Annotated in this window: 14 protein-coding genes; 8 read left to right on the top strand and 6 right to left on the bottom strand. The window is 49.6% G+C overall.

The genetic code is table 11. The features are described 5' to 3' along the window. Nucleotides 1-5: 5 nt before the first annotated feature. From folC to LMG33818_RS01940, 5 genes are all read left to right on the top strand, one after another. A complete protein-coding gene (folC, locus tag LMG33818_RS01960) occupies nt 6-1,343 on the top strand; it encodes a bifunctional tetrahydrofolate synthase/dihydrofolate synthase (RefSeq protein ID WP_442321671.1) in 1,338 nt (445 codons plus the stop codon). Nucleotides 1,344-1,360: 17 nt separating this feature from the next. Next, complete coding sequence (locus LMG33818_RS01955) at nt 1,361-2,356, top strand: SPOR domain-containing protein (protein WP_442321670.1); 996 nt, start codon at nt 1,361-1,363, stop codon at nt 2,354-2,356. Next, a complete protein-coding gene (locus LMG33818_RS01950; protein ID WP_442321669.1) occupies nt 2,353-3,009 on the top strand; it encodes a CvpA family protein in 657 nt (218 codons plus the stop codon). Before LMG33818_RS01955 ends, LMG33818_RS01950 begins: the two co-directional genes overlap by 4 nt. Nucleotides 3,010-3,021: 12 nt before the next feature. Continuing rightward, nucleotides 3,022-4,533: an amidophosphoribosyltransferase gene (gene purF, locus LMG33818_RS01945; protein ID WP_442321668.1), complete on the top strand. Its 1,512-nt coding sequence runs from the start codon at nt 3,022-3,024 to the stop codon at nt 4,531-4,533. A 155-nt stretch (nt 4,534-4,688) separates the two neighbouring features. Continuing rightward, nucleotides 4,689-5,885 (top strand): O-succinylhomoserine sulfhydrylase, encoded by a 1,197-nt coding sequence (locus LMG33818_RS01940; protein WP_442321667.1) that lies wholly within the window; start codon nt 4,689-4,691, stop codon nt 5,883-5,885. Nucleotides 5,886-6,369: 484 nt separating this feature from the next. Here LMG33818_RS01940 and LMG33818_RS01935 read toward each other — a convergent pair whose 3' ends face one another. The 3 genes from LMG33818_RS01935 to cfa form a co-directional block, all read right to left on the bottom strand. Then, entirely contained in the window at nt 6,370-7,380 is a 1,011-nt protein-coding gene (locus LMG33818_RS01935) for a LysR family transcriptional regulator (RefSeq protein WP_442321666.1), read from the bottom strand. Nucleotides 7,381-7,418: 38 nt separating this feature from the next. Further along, the gene (locus LMG33818_RS01930) at nt 7,419-8,612 is read right to left on the bottom strand and encodes an amino acid aminotransferase (protein WP_442322168.1); all 1,194 of its coding nucleotides are present in this window, start codon (nt 8,610-8,612) and stop codon (nt 7,419-7,421) included. 788 nt (nt 8,613-9,400) lie between these two features. Next, nucleotides 9,401-10,552, bottom strand: a complete 1,152-nt coding sequence (gene cfa, locus LMG33818_RS01925) for a cyclopropane fatty acyl phospholipid synthase (protein WP_442321665.1) — start codon at nt 10,550-10,552, stop codon at nt 9,401-9,403. A gap of 555 nt (nt 10,553-11,107) precedes the next feature. Here cfa and LMG33818_RS01920 point away from each other — a divergent pair. Beyond that, nucleotides 11,108-11,419 (top strand): MTH1187 family thiamine-binding protein, encoded by a 312-nt coding sequence (locus tag LMG33818_RS01920; RefSeq protein WP_442321664.1) that lies wholly within the window; start codon nt 11,108-11,110, stop codon nt 11,417-11,419. Between the two features lie 185 nt (nt 11,420-11,604). Here the strand turns inward: LMG33818_RS01920 and cobO are convergent, their stop codons facing one another. After that, entirely contained in the window at nt 11,605-12,207 is a 603-nt protein-coding gene (cobO, locus tag LMG33818_RS01915; protein WP_442321663.1) for a cob(I)yrinic acid a,c-diamide adenosyltransferase, read from the bottom strand. 632 nt (nt 12,208-12,839) lie between these two features. Between cobO and serS the strand changes: the two genes are divergently transcribed. Together serS and cobA are read left to right on the top strand one after the other, a co-directional pair. Then, nucleotides 12,840-14,123 carry a serine--tRNA ligase gene (gene serS, locus LMG33818_RS01910; protein WP_442321662.1) on the top strand — a complete coding sequence of 428 codons (1,284 nt, stop codon included), beginning with the start codon at nt 12,840-12,842 and terminating at the stop codon, nt 14,121-14,123. Between the two features lie 27 nt (nt 14,124-14,150). Then, nucleotides 14,151-15,308, top strand: a complete 1,158-nt coding sequence (gene cobA / locus LMG33818_RS01905) for a uroporphyrinogen-III C-methyltransferase (RefSeq protein ID WP_442321661.1) — start codon at nt 14,151-14,153, stop codon at nt 15,306-15,308. 422 nt (nt 15,309-15,730) lie between these two features. Here cobA and LMG33818_RS01900 read toward each other — a convergent pair whose 3' ends face one another. Beyond that, complete coding sequence (locus tag LMG33818_RS01900) at nt 15,731-16,417, bottom strand: metallophosphoesterase (RefSeq protein WP_442321660.1); 687 nt, start codon at nt 16,415-16,417, stop codon at nt 15,731-15,733. A 62-nt stretch (nt 16,418-16,479) separates the two neighbouring features. Further along, nucleotides 16,480-17,760: an alpha/beta fold hydrolase gene (locus LMG33818_RS01895; protein WP_442321659.1), complete on the bottom strand. Its 1,281-nt coding sequence runs from the start codon at nt 17,758-17,760 to the stop codon at nt 16,480-16,482. Nucleotides 17,761-18,156 lie beyond the last annotated feature (396 nt).

Raw genomic sequence — 18,156 nt, 5'->3', positions numbered from 1 at the left:
CCCTGATGTCGACCAATGACTTGTCACCGGGAACGTTGGAAGATTGGCTTGATCGTCTTTCCGCACAGCACCCTGTGGTCATTGATTTAGGGCTTGATCGTTTGACTCTCGTAGCTGAGCGTCTTGGCTTGCTTGCCGAGCGCTTGGCTCCACGAGTTGTCACGGTCGCAGGTACCAATGGCAAAGGATCAACAGTTGCCATGATAGACGCATGTGCACGAGCACATGGGCTTAGTAGTGTGACTTACACGTCACCGCACCTTCTTCGCTATAACGAACGTGTTCGCATTAATGGGGAAGAAGCCAGCGACAAACAGTTGATTGATGCCTTTGAGATCATCGAAAAGGCGCGTTTGGAGGCTCCGGCTGTCAGCCTTAGTTATTTTGAGGTGGGTACTCTCGCAGCCGCGCTTTTGATCCGTCAAGCTGCCCCTGATATTGCCATTATGGAAGTTGGTTTGGGTGGGCGCCTGGATGCCGTCAATCTGTTCGATGCCGATGTCTCAGTGGTAACCACCATTGGTTTGGATCACGCAGAATATCTAGGCTCTGATCTTTCTGTGATCGGACGCGAGAAAGCCGGTATCATGCGAGCGAGTGGTTGCGCCGTACTGGGCAGTCGTGAGCTACCAGCCAGTGTTCGTGCGCATGCAGAAGCGCTGGGTGTTCAGTCTGTTGCCGAGTTGGGTGTCGAGTTTGATTATCGCGTTGATACGCCCTCACATGCGGCTCGCAACTGGTCATGGCAGGGTATCTCAGCATCATCCAAAGTGTTGGAGCTCATTTCGTTGGCTCAACCCGGCTTACCGTTGGATAATGCGGCTTCGGCCCTGCAGGCATTGAGTTTTCTCGATATTGATCTTGAAGCTGATACGGTATCTCGTGCCTTTGCTGAAATTTCGCTCCCGGGGCGCCTGCAGCGTATCGATCGATGGATTCTCGATGTTGCACATAACCCTCATGCAGCCCACTATATAGCAACGCAACTGAAATCCGATGTTTTAGCGCCACAAAGCCAATCCCCTGTTGAACGCATTGCTGTGTTGGCTATGCTGGGCGACAAGGATGCTGAAGGCGTCGTTGCCGAACTAAATGATGTAATCCAGGGTTGGTACTGTGCCGGTGTAAAGGGCCCTCGTGCGCGTAGCGGCGAGGATCTGGCCAAACTGGTAAAGGCACAAGGTGGTAAAGTCATTGGCGTGAGTGAAAGTGTCTCTAAAGCGCTGGATGACATTCAAGAAATGCCTGAATGGGCAGATACGGATATTCTAGTATGCGGTTCTTTTCTGACCGTGACCGCAGCATTGGAGTGGCTCGAAGCGCGTGAAATATCGCCTTCTTAAAAGCAAGGAGTAAGCGGATGAAATATGGTACGCGGGAAAAGATCATTGGCGCAGTCATTTTGATTGCACTGGCCATCATTATCGTGCCGATGTTTTTTGGTTCTCACAAGAAAGGGGGGCAAGCTCCCCAGATGACAATCAACCAACAGCCTATAAATGTACCTGATCAGAACACCCAGGGTGCTCAGTCAGGTCAGCAAGGGGCTGAAGGTAATGGTAGCCAGCCGACTGAGAACTCCGGTTCCAATGGCAATTCATCCAATGGCTCTGGCGTGAATGCAAATGGAACCAATGACGGTTCCGTCAGCAATCCGAATAATGGTAGTTCGGACAGTACCTCTGTTTCCCAGTACAACCAATTGTTGCCGGGCTCAAAAGGCCCCCAGCCGATTAATCAGTCAGCGGGCGATTCTCAGGGGAATGCATCCCAGTCAGGCAGCTATAATCAATACAGTGGACAGTCGAATTCTGCCCCCCAGCAGACAGTCACCCAGGCTCCCCAGCCCGCGCCGGTGATTCAGCATCATTCCAACCCGGCGCCGGTGCATCATCAGGCACCAGTTCAGACAGCACCTCGTCCTGCGCCACAGCATTCGTCCAATACGAGTCGTGCGACGACTTCCACTCCGTCCGGCAATCACACGCCCGCACCTGCGCATAAAGCTCCGCAGCCAGCCCATACCAGTTCTGCATCGTCTCAGGACCCGATCATGGCAGCCGCTGATCGCTATGGACATTCGAGCTCATCTGCACATGCAAGTGCTCCGACTCATGCAAGTGGTTCAGCTCAATGGTCTGTTCAGGTGGGTAGTTTTCAGGATCGTGACAATGCGGTGCGCCTGACGGCTCGTCTGCGTGCAATGGGTTTCAGTGCCTACCAGATTTCACGTGGTGCCAATAAAGTTGTCATGGTTGGGCCTTTCAGTAGTTCAGCGGCGGGTGAAAGTGCTCGTCAGCAACTTCAACAAAAAGCCAACACCAATGGCTTTGTTGTACGTGGAACCAGTGAATGACATTGACGTGGCTTGATTGGATCTTTGTTGCCATTCTAGCTCTGTGCGTATTGATGGGAATGGTACGTGGTCTGATTCGCGAAGGCCTTGGGTTGGTTGTGTGGATTATCGCACTCCTGGTTGCTCGGGCCTTCTGCGTGCAAGTCGGCGAGTTTTTTCATGACAGCATAACGAACCCCGTCATCCGTATGGTGGTTGGGTTCGTTATTGTGGCTTTCGTGGTCTTTATCCTCGGCGGGTTTTGTATCAAGTTGCTTAATGCGCTTGTCAGTTGGGTTGGTATGGGAAGCTTCAACCGTCTGCTCGGTGGTGTGTTTGGTGCCATAAAGGGATTGGTTGTACTGGCTATTGTGGGCATCGTGATACCAGCCACCCCCTTTTCCAGCATACCCGCCTGGCAGCAGTCCGTATTTCGCCCGAGTGTCATGTCATTACAGAGTGTGTTATATCAGCAATACCGTCAGCTCGAACAGGCAGGGGGAGTAGCACTGCCTGCACAAAGTGGTCAGGAACCGCTAGTTCCAGAACAATCAAAACAAGACCTTTTCGAGCAACAGCAATCTTCAATGACACGTTTCCAATCGCAGGGGAGCTCTTCTCAAGCGGGCTCATCTGCACCTGTCGAGTCGATCGACGCCTCTTCCCAACAGTGAGGAAATAATACGATGTGCGGTATCGTAGGGTTGGTAGCCCATTCCATGGTAAACCAGGTGCTATATGACGCCTTGACTGTGCTTCAACACCGTGGGCAGGACGCCGCTGGCATGGTGACTCTGGATGAAGGTCATTTCATCTTGCGCAAGGGAAATGGCATGGTGCGCGACGTGATTCGTACAAGACACATGAAGCATCTGACCGGCAACATTGGCATTGGGCATGTACGTTACCCTACCGCGGGTTCGTCTTCCGAAGCAGAGTCACAGCCATTTTACGTCAATTCACCCTTGGGTATCGCATTGGTCCACAATGGTAACCTGACCAACGTTGCTGACTTACAGGAACAACTCTTCCGTGCGGATCAACGCCACATTAATACCAGTTCGGATTCTGAAGTGCTGGTAAACGTGCTGGCGCACGAGCTAAGCAAGGAAGGCCACATGCCGGGGCCAAATGAAGTTTTTTCTGCCATGTCGCGTGTTTACCAGCGATGTGAGGGTGGATATGCCGCCGTTGCCCTGATTAATGGGCTAGGGATGTTGGCGTTCCGTGATCCCAATGGCATTCGCCCCGTCGTCTTTGGCAAACGCGACACTCCCCAGGGGCCTGAATACATGATTGCGTCAGAATCCGTGGCACTGGATGTTGCCGGTTTTGAGCTTATTCGGGATATAGGGCCGGGTGAGGCTATCCTGATCGATGAAGAATCCAATCTTCATGCACAAACTTGTGTTGATAATCCCGTCTTTACGCCTTGTATCTTTGAATATGTGTATCTTGCTCGCCCTGATTCCATTATTGATGGTGCCAGTGTCTACAGAACACGTATGCGTATGGGGTTAAAGCTGGCTGAAAAAATCCAGCGTGAATGGGCGGATAATGACATCGATGTTGTCATTCCTATCCCCGATACTAGCCGTACCTCTGCGCTTGAGCTTGCCCAACATCTGGGTGTGACGTATCGTGAAGGCTTTATCAAGAATCGCTATATCGGTCGCACATTCATCATGCCCGGGCAAACAATGCGCAAAAAATCCGTGCGTCAAAAGCTCAACACCGCCGACATCGAGTTCGAAGGCAAAAACGTGTTATTGGTGGATGACTCCATCGTCCGCGGTACAACCTGCAACGAGATCATTCAGATGGCGCGTGAAGCCGGTGCAAAAAAGGTTTACTTTGCTTCCGCGGCGCCTGCTGTACGTTACCCTAACGTATATGGTATTGATATGCCTGTTGCGATGGAATTGATCGGACATGGCCGTACTGAGGACGAAGTAGGTGAACTCATTGGGGCGGATCGTCTGGTTTATCAGGATCTGGATGATTTAAAGGCTGCCTGTATGGAAGTCAATCCTGAGTTGACAGCCTTCGATTGTTCCGTTTTTGACGGCAAATACGTTACAGGCGACATTGACGCGGATTATCTGGCTGTATTGGAAGCCTCGCGAAGTGATTCGGCAAAAAGCCATCGTGAAGGTGGCGCCGTACTTGAGTTGCATAACGACGGCTCGGATGAGTAGCGAGCACCACCTGGCTCATTCACAAGCATTTTTGTAGTGAAATATGCATGTTCGGGTGCTGATGTATTGGTATGAGCACCCGTTTCCTTTCTAGTGATCCAATCTCCATGACCGGTTAACACGATCGTCATGGCAAGAAGCAAGAGGCAAATAGAATGGGTATTCAATTTCCTGAAGATGAAGAGTTCGGCCCGGCGACATTAGGCGTTAGGGCAGGGCAGTATCGTACTGATGAGCAAGAGCATAATGACGCCATCTTCATGACTTCTAGCTTCGTCTACGAAAGTGCAGCTGAAGCCGCACGGAAGTTTTCCGGTGAAGAAGCAGGGAACGTTTACTCTCGTTTCAGCAATCCTACCATTCAAACATTTGAACGTCGCTTGGCAGCACTCGAAGGGGGTAAGCGAGCTGTAGCCACTGGATCGGGCATGGGTGCCATTCTCAGCCTGGGCCTTGCTGTACTTGAAGCTGGTGATGAAATCGTTGCTTCACGGTCTTTATTTGGTTCAACGATCAGTCTATTGAGCAAGTATTTCGGAAAATTCGGCATCACTACGCGTTATGTCGAGCTGTCCGATCTTGGTCAATGGGAAGCCGCCATTACGCCCAAAACCAGGTTGTTTTTTGCGGAAACCCCCTCTAATCCGCTTTCCGAACTGGTTGATATAACTGCCTTGTCCGAGTTGGCACACAAGCATGATATCAAGGTTGTTATCGATAATTGTTTCCTGACACCTATCTTGCAGCGTCCGCTTGATTTTGGTGCCGATTTTGTTATCCATTCGGCTACTAAATACATTGATGGGCAAGGTCGTGCTGTTGGTGGCGCTGTGGTGGGAAATGATGAGACTTTAATGAATGAAGTCTTCGGTGTTGTCAGAACCTGTGGTACCAGCATCAGTCCGTTCAACGCCTGGATATTCCTGAAAGGGTTGGAAACATTGAGTTTGCGCATGAAGGCACACTGCCAAAATGCTGATGAACTTGCCCAATGGCTGGAGCAACAGCCGGCCGTCGAAAAGGTATTCTACAGTGGGCTTGAAAGCCATCCCCAGCATGCCTTGGCTGTTAAGCAACAAAAAGGCTATGGAGCAGTGTTGGGCTTTGTGGTCAAGGGTGGTCAGGAAGGTGCGTGGAAAGTGATCGATTCCACCAAAATTTTGTCCATTACAGGCAATCTCGGGGATGCTAAAACGACTATCACCCAGCCTGCGACAACGACACATGGGAAGTTGTCTGACGAGCAGAAAGAGGCTGCAGGTATCGCTCCGGGCTTGATTCGTCTCGCTGTAGGTCTGGAGGATGTCGAAGATATCAAAAAAGACCTATCAAGGGGACTCTCACAACTCTGAGCCAGCCCTGCCTTAATGCTCTTCGATGCTACCGAAGAGTGTATGTGCTCGGAGTGTATGTGCTTGGGGGATGATGGATAAGTAGAGTTACGGCTAAGTACAGTTATTATTGCGGAGGTATCTCTGCTTAGCGCTTATCTATCCTCCTCCCTTCTCTGTACGGTGCCCATCTCCATATGGATCATCCGTTTCAGATCTTCAGTTCTGATTGAATACTCTTCTCATTTAATTTTTATCATTGACACGTTCAACGTATGAATTGGCGTGTTTCTTTTCTTTTCTTTTCTTTTCTATCTATTCCACATCCTATTACGTCTCTTTCACCATTCCCTGGTAACAAAGACGCTACTTCAACTGTGAACTCTTGAAAGCATCATTGGATTCAAACAAATAAACAGTGCCCCTTAATAGGGGGGATGAAGCGGCAGCCGACCCTGCTAAAATCCAGCAAATCAGTTAGTCGGACAGGTATTCATGGTAACGATTAAAGAGGGGAGTGCTCACCGAGTGTAATCGGATTTTCAGGAAATGCCGGCGGTTCACCCTGCGTATAGCCATACATGTTTTCGAACCCGGCGATATCGCGTTCCCAAATGGGCGGATTGTTGTCAATAACACGTTTGACACACTCAATAAAACCACGGGTTTTTTGAGCAAGGAATTGGCGGTGAGGGTAGACGATATGAATGTCAGGGCGATGAACCAGATGAAGATCAGGGAGCAAAGGGACCAGCTGACCGTTTCGCACAGCTTCACCGACACTAAACGCGGGCATCAGTGCAAAACATAACCCTTCCAATACCGATGCCAGCAAAATTTCCGGGTCATTAGCGCGTAGCCTGGAATTCAGCTCAGCTTTATGCAAAATGCCATCGCTGCCAATATAGTCGATACTATCCCGCTGGAGCCCTTCACGGACATACATTACTGAGGGTTTCGTTACCAGCTCATTAATGTCATTGGGCAATCCATAGCGTTCGATGAAGCGTGGTGCTGCAACCAAAAGAGTACGGTTTCTGGCTACCGGGCGAGCAATCAGGGAAGAATCCCGTGGCTGAGTAATTCGTATCGCCAAATCATATCCGCCGCCAATCAAGTCTACCAAATGATCTTCCAACCTAAGGTCCACACGCACCTTGGGGAATTTCCTCAGATACTCATTTACGATCTGTGGCAGTATGTGGTGACCAAAGTTGGTAGGCGTCGATATCTTCAATGTACCCCGTGGTTCACTTTGACTCACCTGTGCCACTTCTTCCACTGTTTCCAGTGACTCACGCATTTTAAGTGCATGCGTATACAAGGTTTGTCCGATCTCTGTCAGGGAAACACTTCGCGTTGAACGATTGAATAAACGCACGTTCAGCTCTTCTTCCAATTGACTGATCTGTTTGGAGATAACCGAACGATTGACGTTGCGATGGTCTGCAGCACGCGTGAAGCTGCCTGCTTCCACGACTTCGGCGAAGAGTAGTAGCCGTGAGGCCTTGTCCATCGCAAGTCTCCTGTTGATATTGATAGGTGGGCGTATAATCAACCCTTGATTACATTCGCAAAGGCCTCAGCAACGTATGCCAGCTGATCGGTATTCAACCCTGCAATATTGGCACGCCCAGAGCTGACCATATAAATGCCGAAGTCATCTCTCAGCTGCTCTACCTGCTCGGGTGTCAGGCCTGTATAGGAGAACATGCCACGCTGATCCTGAATAAAGTTGAAGCGCTCTTTGAGCCCATGGGGTTCAAAAGCATCCACAAAGTTTTTACGTAGGGTGGCAATGCGATCACGCATGGCATTCACTTCATCAATCCATTGTGCCTTGAGGGCAGGATCGTTGAGAATTTCAGCCACAACGGCGCCGCCATGGGCGGGCGGATTCGAGTAATTCTCACGCGCCGTAATGGCGGCCTGTGAACGTACGTTCTCCATTTGCTCTTCATCCTTGGCGACCAGAATGAATGCCCCGGTACGCTCACGATAGATACCAAAATTCTTGGAGCAGGAGCTTGTCACAATAAGTTCATCCAGCGTTTCAGCAAACAAACGCACGCCATAGGCATCCTCTTCCAGCCCATCACCGAAACCCTGGTAAGCAAAATCGATCAGCGGAAGTAGCTTTTTACGCTGTACCAACTTCAGTAGGGTTTGCCACTGATCATTGGTTAAATCAAAGCCCGTCGGGTTATGGCAGCAGGCGTGCAACAATACCACATCGCCTTCCTTTGCATGTTCCAGAGAAGCCAACATGCCATTGAAATCGAGTCGGTTATCTTCATTCACATAGGTATAGCGATGAATATTGATACCTGCCGCTTCAAAAATACCGATGTGGTTGGGCCAGGTCGGGTCTGATAGCCAGATGGCCCGACCCGGTAAATTGACATGAATAAAATCGGCAGCTAATCGCAAGGCACCCGTCCCTCCGGGGGATTGAGTTGCGCTTGCACGATTATCCTTCAGGACAGGAGAATCCTTGCCGAATACCAGTTCGAGAACAGCATGGGTATATTCGGGTGCTCCGTGTGAACCAATGTAGGTTTTGGTGGTTTCACTTTTCAGCAGACGTGCTTCAGCGGCCTTGACGCTTTCAAGAATGGGAGTATGACCACTGCTGTCACGGTAGACCCCGACACCCAGATCAACCTTATTGGGATTGGTATCCTGCCTATAAGCATCAATAAGACCGAGAATGGCATCCCCTGGTACTCGGGAGATCTTTTCGAACATGATGAAATGCTGCCCTTTGTGGAATTTCATTAAATGCATGACACATATCATGCACACTAAAACGTGGAGCTATACTATGCCACTGGATGGGCTGACTCGCCACTGTCAAATGCATTAAATCAGCGGTATTTGGCCTCATGCATAGCCTGTTAAACGACTCTTTTATACAGGTTAACCATTTAAGCACCCAAGAGATTCATACAGGCATATATGGCTATTTTCATACGAAGTGTACAGCGCATGAAACCATATAAAAACGCGTATGAGCTTTTATGAAGCTGAAGCCTGTAAGCATCCGAGTTTCAACGCATGTATTATACGAATGTGCCTTTGATGACACGGACCTGGAGGAAAAGAACAATTACTTGTACTGCAGTAACAATGCATTGAATAGCTACCGTTCATTGAATAGTTACGGTTCATTGAATAGCAACAGTACGATGAACATCTGCATCCATTAACGAAGGGGCGATATTTTATCTGTTAGCGTTATCACAGCATGACGCATCTCATTTCAAGCAGGAAGAGATAGGACGAAAAGGAGATAGGACGAAAAGGGCGGTAGGTACTTGATAGTGGCCGTCAAAAGGGGAAAACCACAGCGGCACCAGGCAGTGAATATCAAGTATTAAATATTGGCCGAGGAGTCATTCTGGCAAATGCGCAGAGCGCAATCCGCGTTCGATATCATGAGCCGTGAGTTTGATTATCCCAATAAAAACGGCAATGAAGCGTCGCTTTTGGCGTACTTCATCACCGTATTATAGCTCAATTGCTCGTCCAATCAGTTAACGCGCTGCGTCATAGCGTCCCAGACGATGATTGGAGAATACAACCTGCCAAAGTTGAATATCCCGTGCACGGAAAGCGCCCGCACAGATCAACAGGTAATAGCGGAACATACGATAGGTACGTTCATTATAATTTTGTGCGACTTCAGGCCATGCCTTTTCGAAATTGGCATGCCATGCCATCAGAGTACGGTCATAGTCGGCACCAAAGTTTTGCCAATCTTCCATGACAAACAGATTTTCTGTAGGACGTACCAACTGCACGATAGAAGGCAATACCCCATTGGGGAAAATATATTTATTGATCCAGGGATCAGCGCCTACACTGGTGCTGTTACTGCCGATGGTATGAAGTACAAACAATCCATCATCTTTCAATAGTTTTTTTACTGACTTGAAATATGTGGGGTAATTTTTATGCCCAACATGTTCGAACATACCAATTGAAACGATACGGTCGAACTTGCCATTCAGATCACGGTAATCCTCGAGGATGATATCCACGGGAAGATCCTTGCAGCGTTCCTTGGCGTAGGCTGCCTGTTCCTTGGAGATAGTAATACCCGTGACTTCACAACCATATTTAGTGGCAGCATGGTAGGCAAAACTTCCCCAACCGCAACCGATATCAAGCACTTTCATGCCTGGCTTCAGGCCTAGCTTGCGTGCAGCCAGATCCAGTTTATTTAATTGTGCCTGATGCAGATCGTCAGTCCCTTTCCAGTAACCACATGAATAACACATGGTGGAATCCAGCATACGTTCGAACAGGTCATTCCCCAGATCATAGTGCTGTTCACCTACGATAAAAGCACGTGTTTTGCTTTGGAGATTGAAAAGGCCTGACTGAAGTTTATAAAGCGCGCGATTCAATGCCGAATCGGCACGGTTTCCCAGACCATGGCGAAGAATTCGGAAGATCATTTCATCGATCTGCTCGCAGTCCCATTGACCATCCATGTAGCTTTCACCAAGGGCCAGGGAACCACCACGCAGAACCCGAGAAAAAAAAGCGGGATCATGCACCTGGATATCCCAGGGATTGTTTCCATTGAAGGAAACACCAGAGCCCTGAAGTAGTGACTCTGCAAAACGTTTACTGCGTGAGTCGGGCAGCTCCCCCGAATTCTTGTCCGAATTACTAGCCATGTCCTTTCCTATTATATGATCCGCCGTACTGGTGAGGCGCTGACTTCTGACTGTGTCATCTGTCGGAAAAGGAATACGCAACGTCTGGTATTCCTGGATCCGTTACCCTGACCGTATTCTTAAATATGCGGCTATCTTAAAACAGACAGCCCCGCTTGGGAAATGCCCTGATAGTTTGCCGGGCGCCTTTCCAAACGGGTTTTACCCTTGAAGCTTTGTAAAACCTGTGTGCAGTTTGTTGGATGTTTGTATAGAAAAGTCGCCATTATACGCGTTTTCATTACATATTTCGTTGTCATTGAATGTGTAGGCATCATGGCGCAGGATAGTCGAAAGAATTAAAAATATAATTAAAAAGAAAGTCGAAACCGGTTTTATTGCATAACGGGGCGTCGAATCCGGCCTCAAGGAATAAAACGCACAGAATATCGTCTACAGGATGCGGCAGGAGTGGTTATTTACAGGTATTGATTATTAACATTGATACAATACTGACCTTCGCGCTCCTGAATTGGTCAAAATCTCACGATAAATTTTGAATAACAGGAGGGTAGTATGAACGTGATTATCGATTTATGTGTTATCCCCATGGGAGTGGGGCTTTCGGTTTCACCCTATGTGGCAGCCTGTCAGAAAGTACTGGAAGAGGCTGGGTTGGAACATCGCATGCACGCTTACGGTACCAATGTTGAAGGGGAGTGGGATGCTGTTTTCGCGGCAGTAAAAAGATGTCATGAAGTGGTCCATGCGATGGGGGCGGCCCGAATCAACTCGACCCTCAAGATCGGGACTCGAATTGACCGTGAGCAAACCATGCAGGATAAAATCGATAGTGTCGAACGTAAACTGGGTGATGAAAACGCGTGATTTCAGCGACTACTTGAATAGTTGAGTGGTTAGGCCGCTACCCGCACATTTAGCGGCAGATAATGGTCTAGCAACGGCGGAGAAAAAGCTGTAAAGAGGTTGAGAAATAAGTGCGTAAAGTAAATGTGCGCATATCAATCAGGGGATCGTAAATCAATGTGCTGAAGCGCTAGATTCGGGGGCATTCAGTAATCGATGCCTCGACGCGCTTTTAACCCTTGATTGAAACCGTGTTTGACTTCCGTCATTTCGGTGACGGTATCAGCCATCTCAAGTAACGTTCGGTGTGCATTGCGGCCTGTAATAATCACCGTTTGCTCTGCAGGGCGTGCATTCAATGCATCCACTACAGGGGCTATATCCAGATAACCGAACTTCAGCATATAGGTGATTTCATCCAGTACAACCAAATAGCGCTGCGGGTCGGCGAGCATGGTTTTAGCAGCCGACCAGGTTTTTTCACATGCCTGCTTATCACTTTCCCGGTTTTGGGTATCCCAAGTGAATCCTGTGCTCATGGTAGCGATTTCAAGGCACTCGTCATTTTCCAACTCCAGACGTTCACCGCACTCCCATTCACCTTTAATGAATTGCACAACGCCCACTTTGTAGCCATAGCCTAATGAACGCGCTACGGTGCCCCAGGCCGCTGTGGTTTTACCCTTGCCATTTCCTGTGAAAACCAGTAACTGGCCGCGATCCTCCTCTGCCGCGGCCACTTTGGCATCGACATGTTCCTTGAGTTTTTGCATGGCTTTTTTATGTCGGGCGTTGCGGTCAGAGGTCATGGGTGGCTACTCATACAAGTGTATATAAAGGTATATATCAATAGGCGTAAGTGAACAGGTGTGTCAGCATGCTGGAAGATAAAGACGCAATCAATAGAATGATGCTCTCTTTTCTCTTTTCTCTTTTCCCTGTTTCGATGGGAGGAGGGTAAATGGGTGGCAGAGAATAATAAGGCAATGCCTATCTTCCAGTGCTTCCTGAATAACTACGTCCATAACTACGTCAAGGAAAGGCCGTGGATTGGAAAGGCTGAATGGAGAACAAAATCATCATAAATGTTGTTAAATAGACGTGGTGAGTCGCGATGCTTTTCCTTACAATATCAATTACCTGCCTTCATGAGGGTATGTTGTGCTATAGGAGTGTGATCCGCTGGGCACATTGATTCACGAATAATGTGTCTTGCCACACGCGCTCAAAATGGCTTTTTGTGTCATTGGCATTGCGAACAACCTCGCCGATAGTGCAGGCTATTTATAGTGTATCGCACCCTCATGCTGTGAAGTCATGTGGCTTGAAGGGAGGTGCCATACCCTATAGAACGTCATGTATGTGATTAATGTCATACCGATGGAACATGCATACACATGGCGCATTGTATAAATTAACTTTAACCCCTGGATTATCAGACATGCTCGACCCAAAATTGTTGAGAACCGAACCGGATACTGTTGCTGAACGTCTCGCCAAACGTGGTTTCACCTTTGATGCAGAAGCTTTTTCATCATTGGAGTCCCGTCGCCGTGAGCTGCAAACCCGGTCGGAAGAGCTCCAGGGGCAACGTAACTCGCTCTCCAAAGCCATTGGTCAGGCCAAAAGCAAGGGTGAAGATGCCAGTGAATTGATGGCGCAGGTTGAAGCCATTAAAACCTCACTGGCCACGTGTCAGGAAGATCTGGAAAAGGCACAGGCTCAGGTAAATGAAATCGCATTGGGCTTACCCAATTTGCCTGATGACAGCGTCCCTGCGGGTAAGGATGAAAATGATAACGTTGAAGTAGACCGGTGGGGGGAACCTCGCGCGTTTGACTTTGAGGTACGCGATCACACGGACGTAGGTGAACTTCACGGTGAATTGAATTTCGAACTGGCAGCCAAACTGACCGGTTCCCGTTTTGTCGTCATGCGTGGTGAAATGGCACGCCTGCATCGGGCACTGGCGCAATTCATGCTGGATGTGCAAACCCAGGAACATGGCTACATGGAACATTACGTTCCCTACATGGTGAATCACGACTCGCTGCAAGGAACGGGTCAATTGCCCAAGTTCGGTGAGGATCTGTTTGCCGTGAATGTTGAGCAGGACTATCGCCTTATTCCTACTGCTGAAGTACCTCTGACCAATCTGGTACGGGGGGAGATCCTTCCGCGTGAAGAGCTGCCACTTCGTTTCACTGCACATACCCCCTGTTTCCGTAAGGAAGCGGGCGCTTATGGGCGAGACACCCGTGGGATGATTCGTCAGCACCAGTTCGACAAGGTCGAAATGGTACAGATCGTAGACCCTGAAAAATCCTACGAAGCGTTGGAAGAGATGCGTGGACATGCTGAGGCCATCCTGCGCAAGCTTGAGCTACCCTACCGTGTGATGCAGTTGTGCGCGGGTGACATGTCGGCCACCTCGGCAAAAACCTACGACCTGGAAGTCTGGTTGCCGAGCCAAAACACTTATCGGGAAATATCTTCCATCTCCAACTGTGAAGACTATCAGGCGCGTCGCATGCAGGCGCGTACCCGTGGCGGCGACAGCAAGAAACCTCAGCTGGTTCATACGCTGAATGGTTCCGGTCTGGCTGTTGGACGTTGTCTGGTCGCGATCCTTGAGAACTATCAGCAGGCCGATGGCTCTGTGGTGGTGCCGGAAGCCCTGCGCAACTACATGGGCGGCATCAGTGTGATCAATCAGGGCAAATAATGTCGCAATTCAGCAGTGGAAAAGCGGATGACGGTGGATGTAACGGGCAAACTGGGCTTTTTTGAACTTCATCTGTTCGGTGAGGGGAAGGAGGCCTTGACACTGGCTCAGCGTTTAAAGGATGCCGTGCCTCATCTTGCCTTGCACGGGGCCGTCATTGCGGAACCCTTGAGCAGGCTTGCTTCGCAGCAAGGTTGGATTATTGAACATGCACTGCCGGAGGCGAAAATCGGGCAGTGTTGGCTTATTGCTACCTCTGCTGACGCCACTGATCTGCCATTGATTGAGCGGGCAGAAAAGGCCGGGATTGCGATTTTCGCTCCCGGCCATCCCGAGCGAAGTAATGTTTACTTGTCGGCTGAAACTGCGCCGCAGCCCACTGCCCATTCATCCGATAATACTGGTTTTGTTAGCCTGGTGGGCGCTGGCCCCGGAGATCCCTCTCTACTCACCCTTAAGGCGCTGGAACGCCTGCAACAGGCTGATATTCTGGTATATGACCGTTTGGTGAGTCAGGAAGTACTCGCATTGGCATCTCCCACTGCCAAGCGGCTCTATGTGGGGAAAGCACGCTCCAATCATTCCGTGCCGCAGTCCGATATCAACCAGACTCTCGTGGATTGGGCGCGTCAGGGATATCGTGTTGTCCGCTTGAAAGGGGGGGACTCTTTTATTTTCGGACGCGGTGGTGAAGAGCTCGAACTACTTGCGCAGGAGCAGATCCCGTTCGAAGTTGTGCCAGGTATTACAGCCGCATTGGGCGTTTCTTCCTATGCCGGTATTCCGCTCACTCATCGTAATCATGCGCAATCCGTACGATTTGTCACGGGTCATTTGAAAAATGGCAGTGTTGATCTGGATTGGACGACGCTTGCCGCACCCGGGCAGACGCTTGTTTTTTACATGGGTCTGGGCAGCCTGAAAGAGATCACGCACCAATTGATTGCGCACGGGGTAAATACGTCCATGCCGATTGCCTTGGTAGAGCAGGGTACCACCGCACGACAACAGGTTCATACCGGTACTTTGTCAACGATAGAAGAGGTATTGTCTGGTGTGACTATTGCGCCGCCAACGTTGATTATTGTAGGGGGTGTGGTGGGCTTGCATCCGCAGCTACAATGGTTTGACCAACATGCAGCCAATAGTTTGGGCTGGCAACACGGTAAACATCCCTCGCCCTAACACAGGGGGCTTGTCCCGTTGGATTCTTTCCCGCCTGTCATTCCCTTCCTTTGTCTCGCCGGTAGTGGAGTGGCTTTAACATATTAATGGGAGCCGATGTTAATGAAAGCCAATATAGCTCAATAGCGGAGAGAGTGAGTTTTGTAATTTCATCACGATCAGACAAAGCCCAATAGGGGTCAACGCTATGCACGTGATCAGGACATACCACTGAATTTCTTCCTCGACCACAATACTCCGATACAGTGGATCCTTGACATGATGACGATGCCTCAAGTGCCAGAGTCGCCTTCTTAATCGGATGAATGATCTAATGGGATGAAGCAGCATGGAATGCCTGTGAGTTGAAACTGTGTGGGTTAATAATACGACACCCTTGGAAATGTTACCAATTCTTCTGCCCAGTCTAGCGTGTTACCGCATCAATCCAGAGGTATCGGTACCTTCTCGAAGGGAAGCTGCTCGACCAGCTGGTTCAGTGGTGCGACGAAAAGCGCTCCCGTTTCATAACAGCCGGTATCTATCCAATGGACATTGCCGAGTGAACCAGCGGCATGCACAGGCGTGTGCCCCACAAGGACATGATCGATACCTGATACAGGCGTTGCATTTTTCTGATAAATACGCTCACGACGCCACACCAGCGTTTCGGTGTCTGCACAGGCCATGTGCTGCCAATCCGAAGTAGGCTCTGCATGGACAATCCCTATCCGTTTCCCTTTCACGGTTACTTCAATAGCCCATGGCATTCGTGCTACGGCAGATTGAATAAAGATAGAAATGGCCTCTTCCGACTCTTGTAAAAACCATTCGCCCCCTTGGGAAATCCAGTTGTCGAAAGAACGTCCACGCACCCCTTTTGCAGCATGCAAGGCTTCCATTTCGTGGTTACCACGACAGGCGATTACCCATGGTTCAAACACCAGTGCGAGTGTTTCCCGTGAATGCGGCCCTCGGTCAATCAAATCACCCACCATTAACAGACGGTCTTTAGTCGTGTCGAATTGCCAGCGTGAGAGCTCTGCTTTTAATGTGTCGAGATGACCGTGGACATCCCCACAGACAAAATCTCTACCCTTTGTATTTTCTTCCAGATGAAATACTGTCATGTTTTTTATCTTTTACATACCCGCTACTCAAACACATACCCATCACAGGTTAACGCAATCCTTCAACGTCCTTGTAGAAGATTGAAGAGTCGCTTGAATACGCGATCATCTGTACGCAGCCCATCGTGCTCATACTCATTGGTCAGCCAGTAGTGGAGATGAGGAATGTGGCGAGCGGTGGCAAGGGAAAGCTCCCGATCGACATACAAGTCTTCGTCGTAGATAGCCGCAGCGATGGGGACGGTATTCTCTGCAAGTATCGCCTTGTCATATAGGGGCTTGCGTCCGGGAGTACGTGCCAGCTGATGCACAGCGTCTCTGAATGGGCGAAGCGCCTGTATCTCGTCGAACATCCACGGGTAGACCATTTCACCTGTAAGACATAAGGGGCGAGCGTGCTCATCGAATTGGGGCCGTTCATTGCGCAGGCGCTGAGCAGACCAATTCGTCACACGAGCTGGATCCGCATAGATATTTTCCTGTAGCGCTGCATACAGGGGCGCACCATCCATGCCTGTTGCTATCTGTACTTGCAGAATGAAATAAGGGTCGAGCTCGCTACATGTTTCGTCCGTGAAGGGGGCTTCCAATAACCAATGCAGCTGATCACTCGCGGCTTGCATGCCCAACATCATGCCCAGTGTCTGAAAGCGTCGCACGGTGAAGGGGTCGCCATTCGGAAAGCAAACATAATTGTCGCGCAGAAAGTCGGCGATCTGATTGATTTGGGCTTCATCCCCGGGAAAACGCTGGTAGTAATCGGCGAGTTTTTGTTCAACACGCGGATATGTTCGGCGATAGAGCTCGTCCGGATCTGGATCTATACTGGGCAGCCCGCCGGTGATATAGCACCGAAGCAGTGCCTCAGGGGCAAAGGAGAGGTAACTCAAGGTTAGAAAACCGCCATAACTCTGCCCTAAAGTAGCCCAACGTTGACCGTCGTAATGGCGTTTCCGAATGACTTCGAAATCATCAATGATCGCACGGGCATCGAAGAGTGCAAGGTAACGGCTGGCTTCTTCACTGTTTTCGAAGCGGCTGATGGTCTTTGATGAAATCCTTGAAGATCGACCTGTGCCGCGTTGGTCAGGCAGAATGACACGATAATGTTGGATGGCCTCGTTAACCCAGCCCATTCCCCAGCGATTCAAACGCGGTGAGCTCCCCCCCGGGCCTCCCTGTAGGAAGATCAGCAGTGGAAGATCACTGTCACGGTGGGAAACATGACACACTTCACGATAGAAAACCTGAATCGTCCCTTTTTCAGGGTGATCATGATCCAGTGGAACATCGATCGAATGATCCGTTAACAGCATATCTCCCATGCGCGTGGGCTGAGGCATGAAGGGCTCCCAAAATGGTGCGCACCCTGTGTATCAGGTGAATTGATAACAATGATGCATGGATAACAAGGTATAGCGATGAGACTATTTTGCAGAGAGGGTGTTCTGATAATCAAGTGCTCTTTCAGATATAACAAACGCTTTTCAGGTATGGATTACTGTTCATGACTGTGCATGTCGTTGGGGAGGGCAGGGCGTGGGCAGAACAGATAAATGCATTGCTTCCTGGTCAATACGTTTACCTGCATTATTCAGCCCGCCCTGATGCCTCAATAGGTGACACAACGCTGCGTTGGAAGCTGATGTTGTGCTTTCGAGCGATTATCACCGCTAGAGAGCCCCTCTTTATAGTCTGCAAGAGCTTATAGTCTGCAAGAACTTATAGTCTACAAGAGC

Source organism: Cernens ardua (assembly GCF_051251085.1).
Taxonomy (GTDB): Bacteria; Pseudomonadota; Gammaproteobacteria; order Pseudomonadales; family Halomonadaceae; genus Cernens; species Cernens ardua.
Note: the sequence above shows the minus strand (reverse complement) of the source record. Positions and strands in the feature narration are given on the sequence as shown.

Coding starts and splice junctions, on each gene's coding strand:
- LMG33818_RS01920 (WP_442321664.1), top strand. CDS start 11,108: ATGAACGTGATTATCGATTTATGTGTTATCCCCATGGGAGTGGGGCTT.
- cfa (WP_442321665.1), bottom strand. CDS start 10,552: ATGGCTAGTAATTCGGACAAGAATTCGGGGGAGCTGCCCGACTCACGC.
- LMG33818_RS01950 (WP_442321669.1), top strand. CDS start 2,353: ATGACATTGACGTGGCTTGATTGGATCTTTGTTGCCATTCTAGCTCTG.
- LMG33818_RS01900 (WP_442321660.1), bottom strand. CDS start 16,417: ATGACAGTATTTCATCTGGAAGAAAATACAAAGGGTAGAGATTTTGTC.
- LMG33818_RS01940 (WP_442321667.1), top strand. CDS start 4,689: ATGGGTATTCAATTTCCTGAAGATGAAGAGTTCGGCCCGGCGACATTA.
- LMG33818_RS01930 (WP_442322168.1), bottom strand. CDS start 8,612: ATGTTCGAAAAGATCTCCCGAGTACCAGGGGATGCCATTCTCGGTCTT.
- cobA (WP_442321661.1), top strand. CDS start 14,151: ATGACGGTGGATGTAACGGGCAAACTGGGCTTTTTTGAACTTCATCTG.
- cobO (WP_442321663.1), bottom strand. CDS start 12,207: ATGACCTCTGACCGCAACGCCCGACATAAAAAAGCCATGCAAAAACTC.
- serS (WP_442321662.1), top strand. CDS start 12,840: ATGCTCGACCCAAAATTGTTGAGAACCGAACCGGATACTGTTGCTGAA.
- LMG33818_RS01935 (WP_442321666.1), bottom strand. CDS start 7,380: ATGGACAAGGCCTCACGGCTACTACTCTTCGCCGAAGTCGTGGAAGCA.
- LMG33818_RS01895 (WP_442321659.1), bottom strand. CDS start 17,760: ATGCCTCAGCCCACGCGCATGGGAGATATGCTGTTAACGGATCATTCG.
- LMG33818_RS01955 (WP_442321670.1), top strand. CDS start 1,361: ATGAAATATGGTACGCGGGAAAAGATCATTGGCGCAGTCATTTTGATT.
- folC (WP_442321671.1), top strand. CDS start 6: ATGTCGACCAATGACTTGTCACCGGGAACGTTGGAAGATTGGCTTGAT.
- purF (WP_442321668.1), top strand. CDS start 3,022: ATGTGCGGTATCGTAGGGTTGGTAGCCCATTCCATGGTAAACCAGGTG.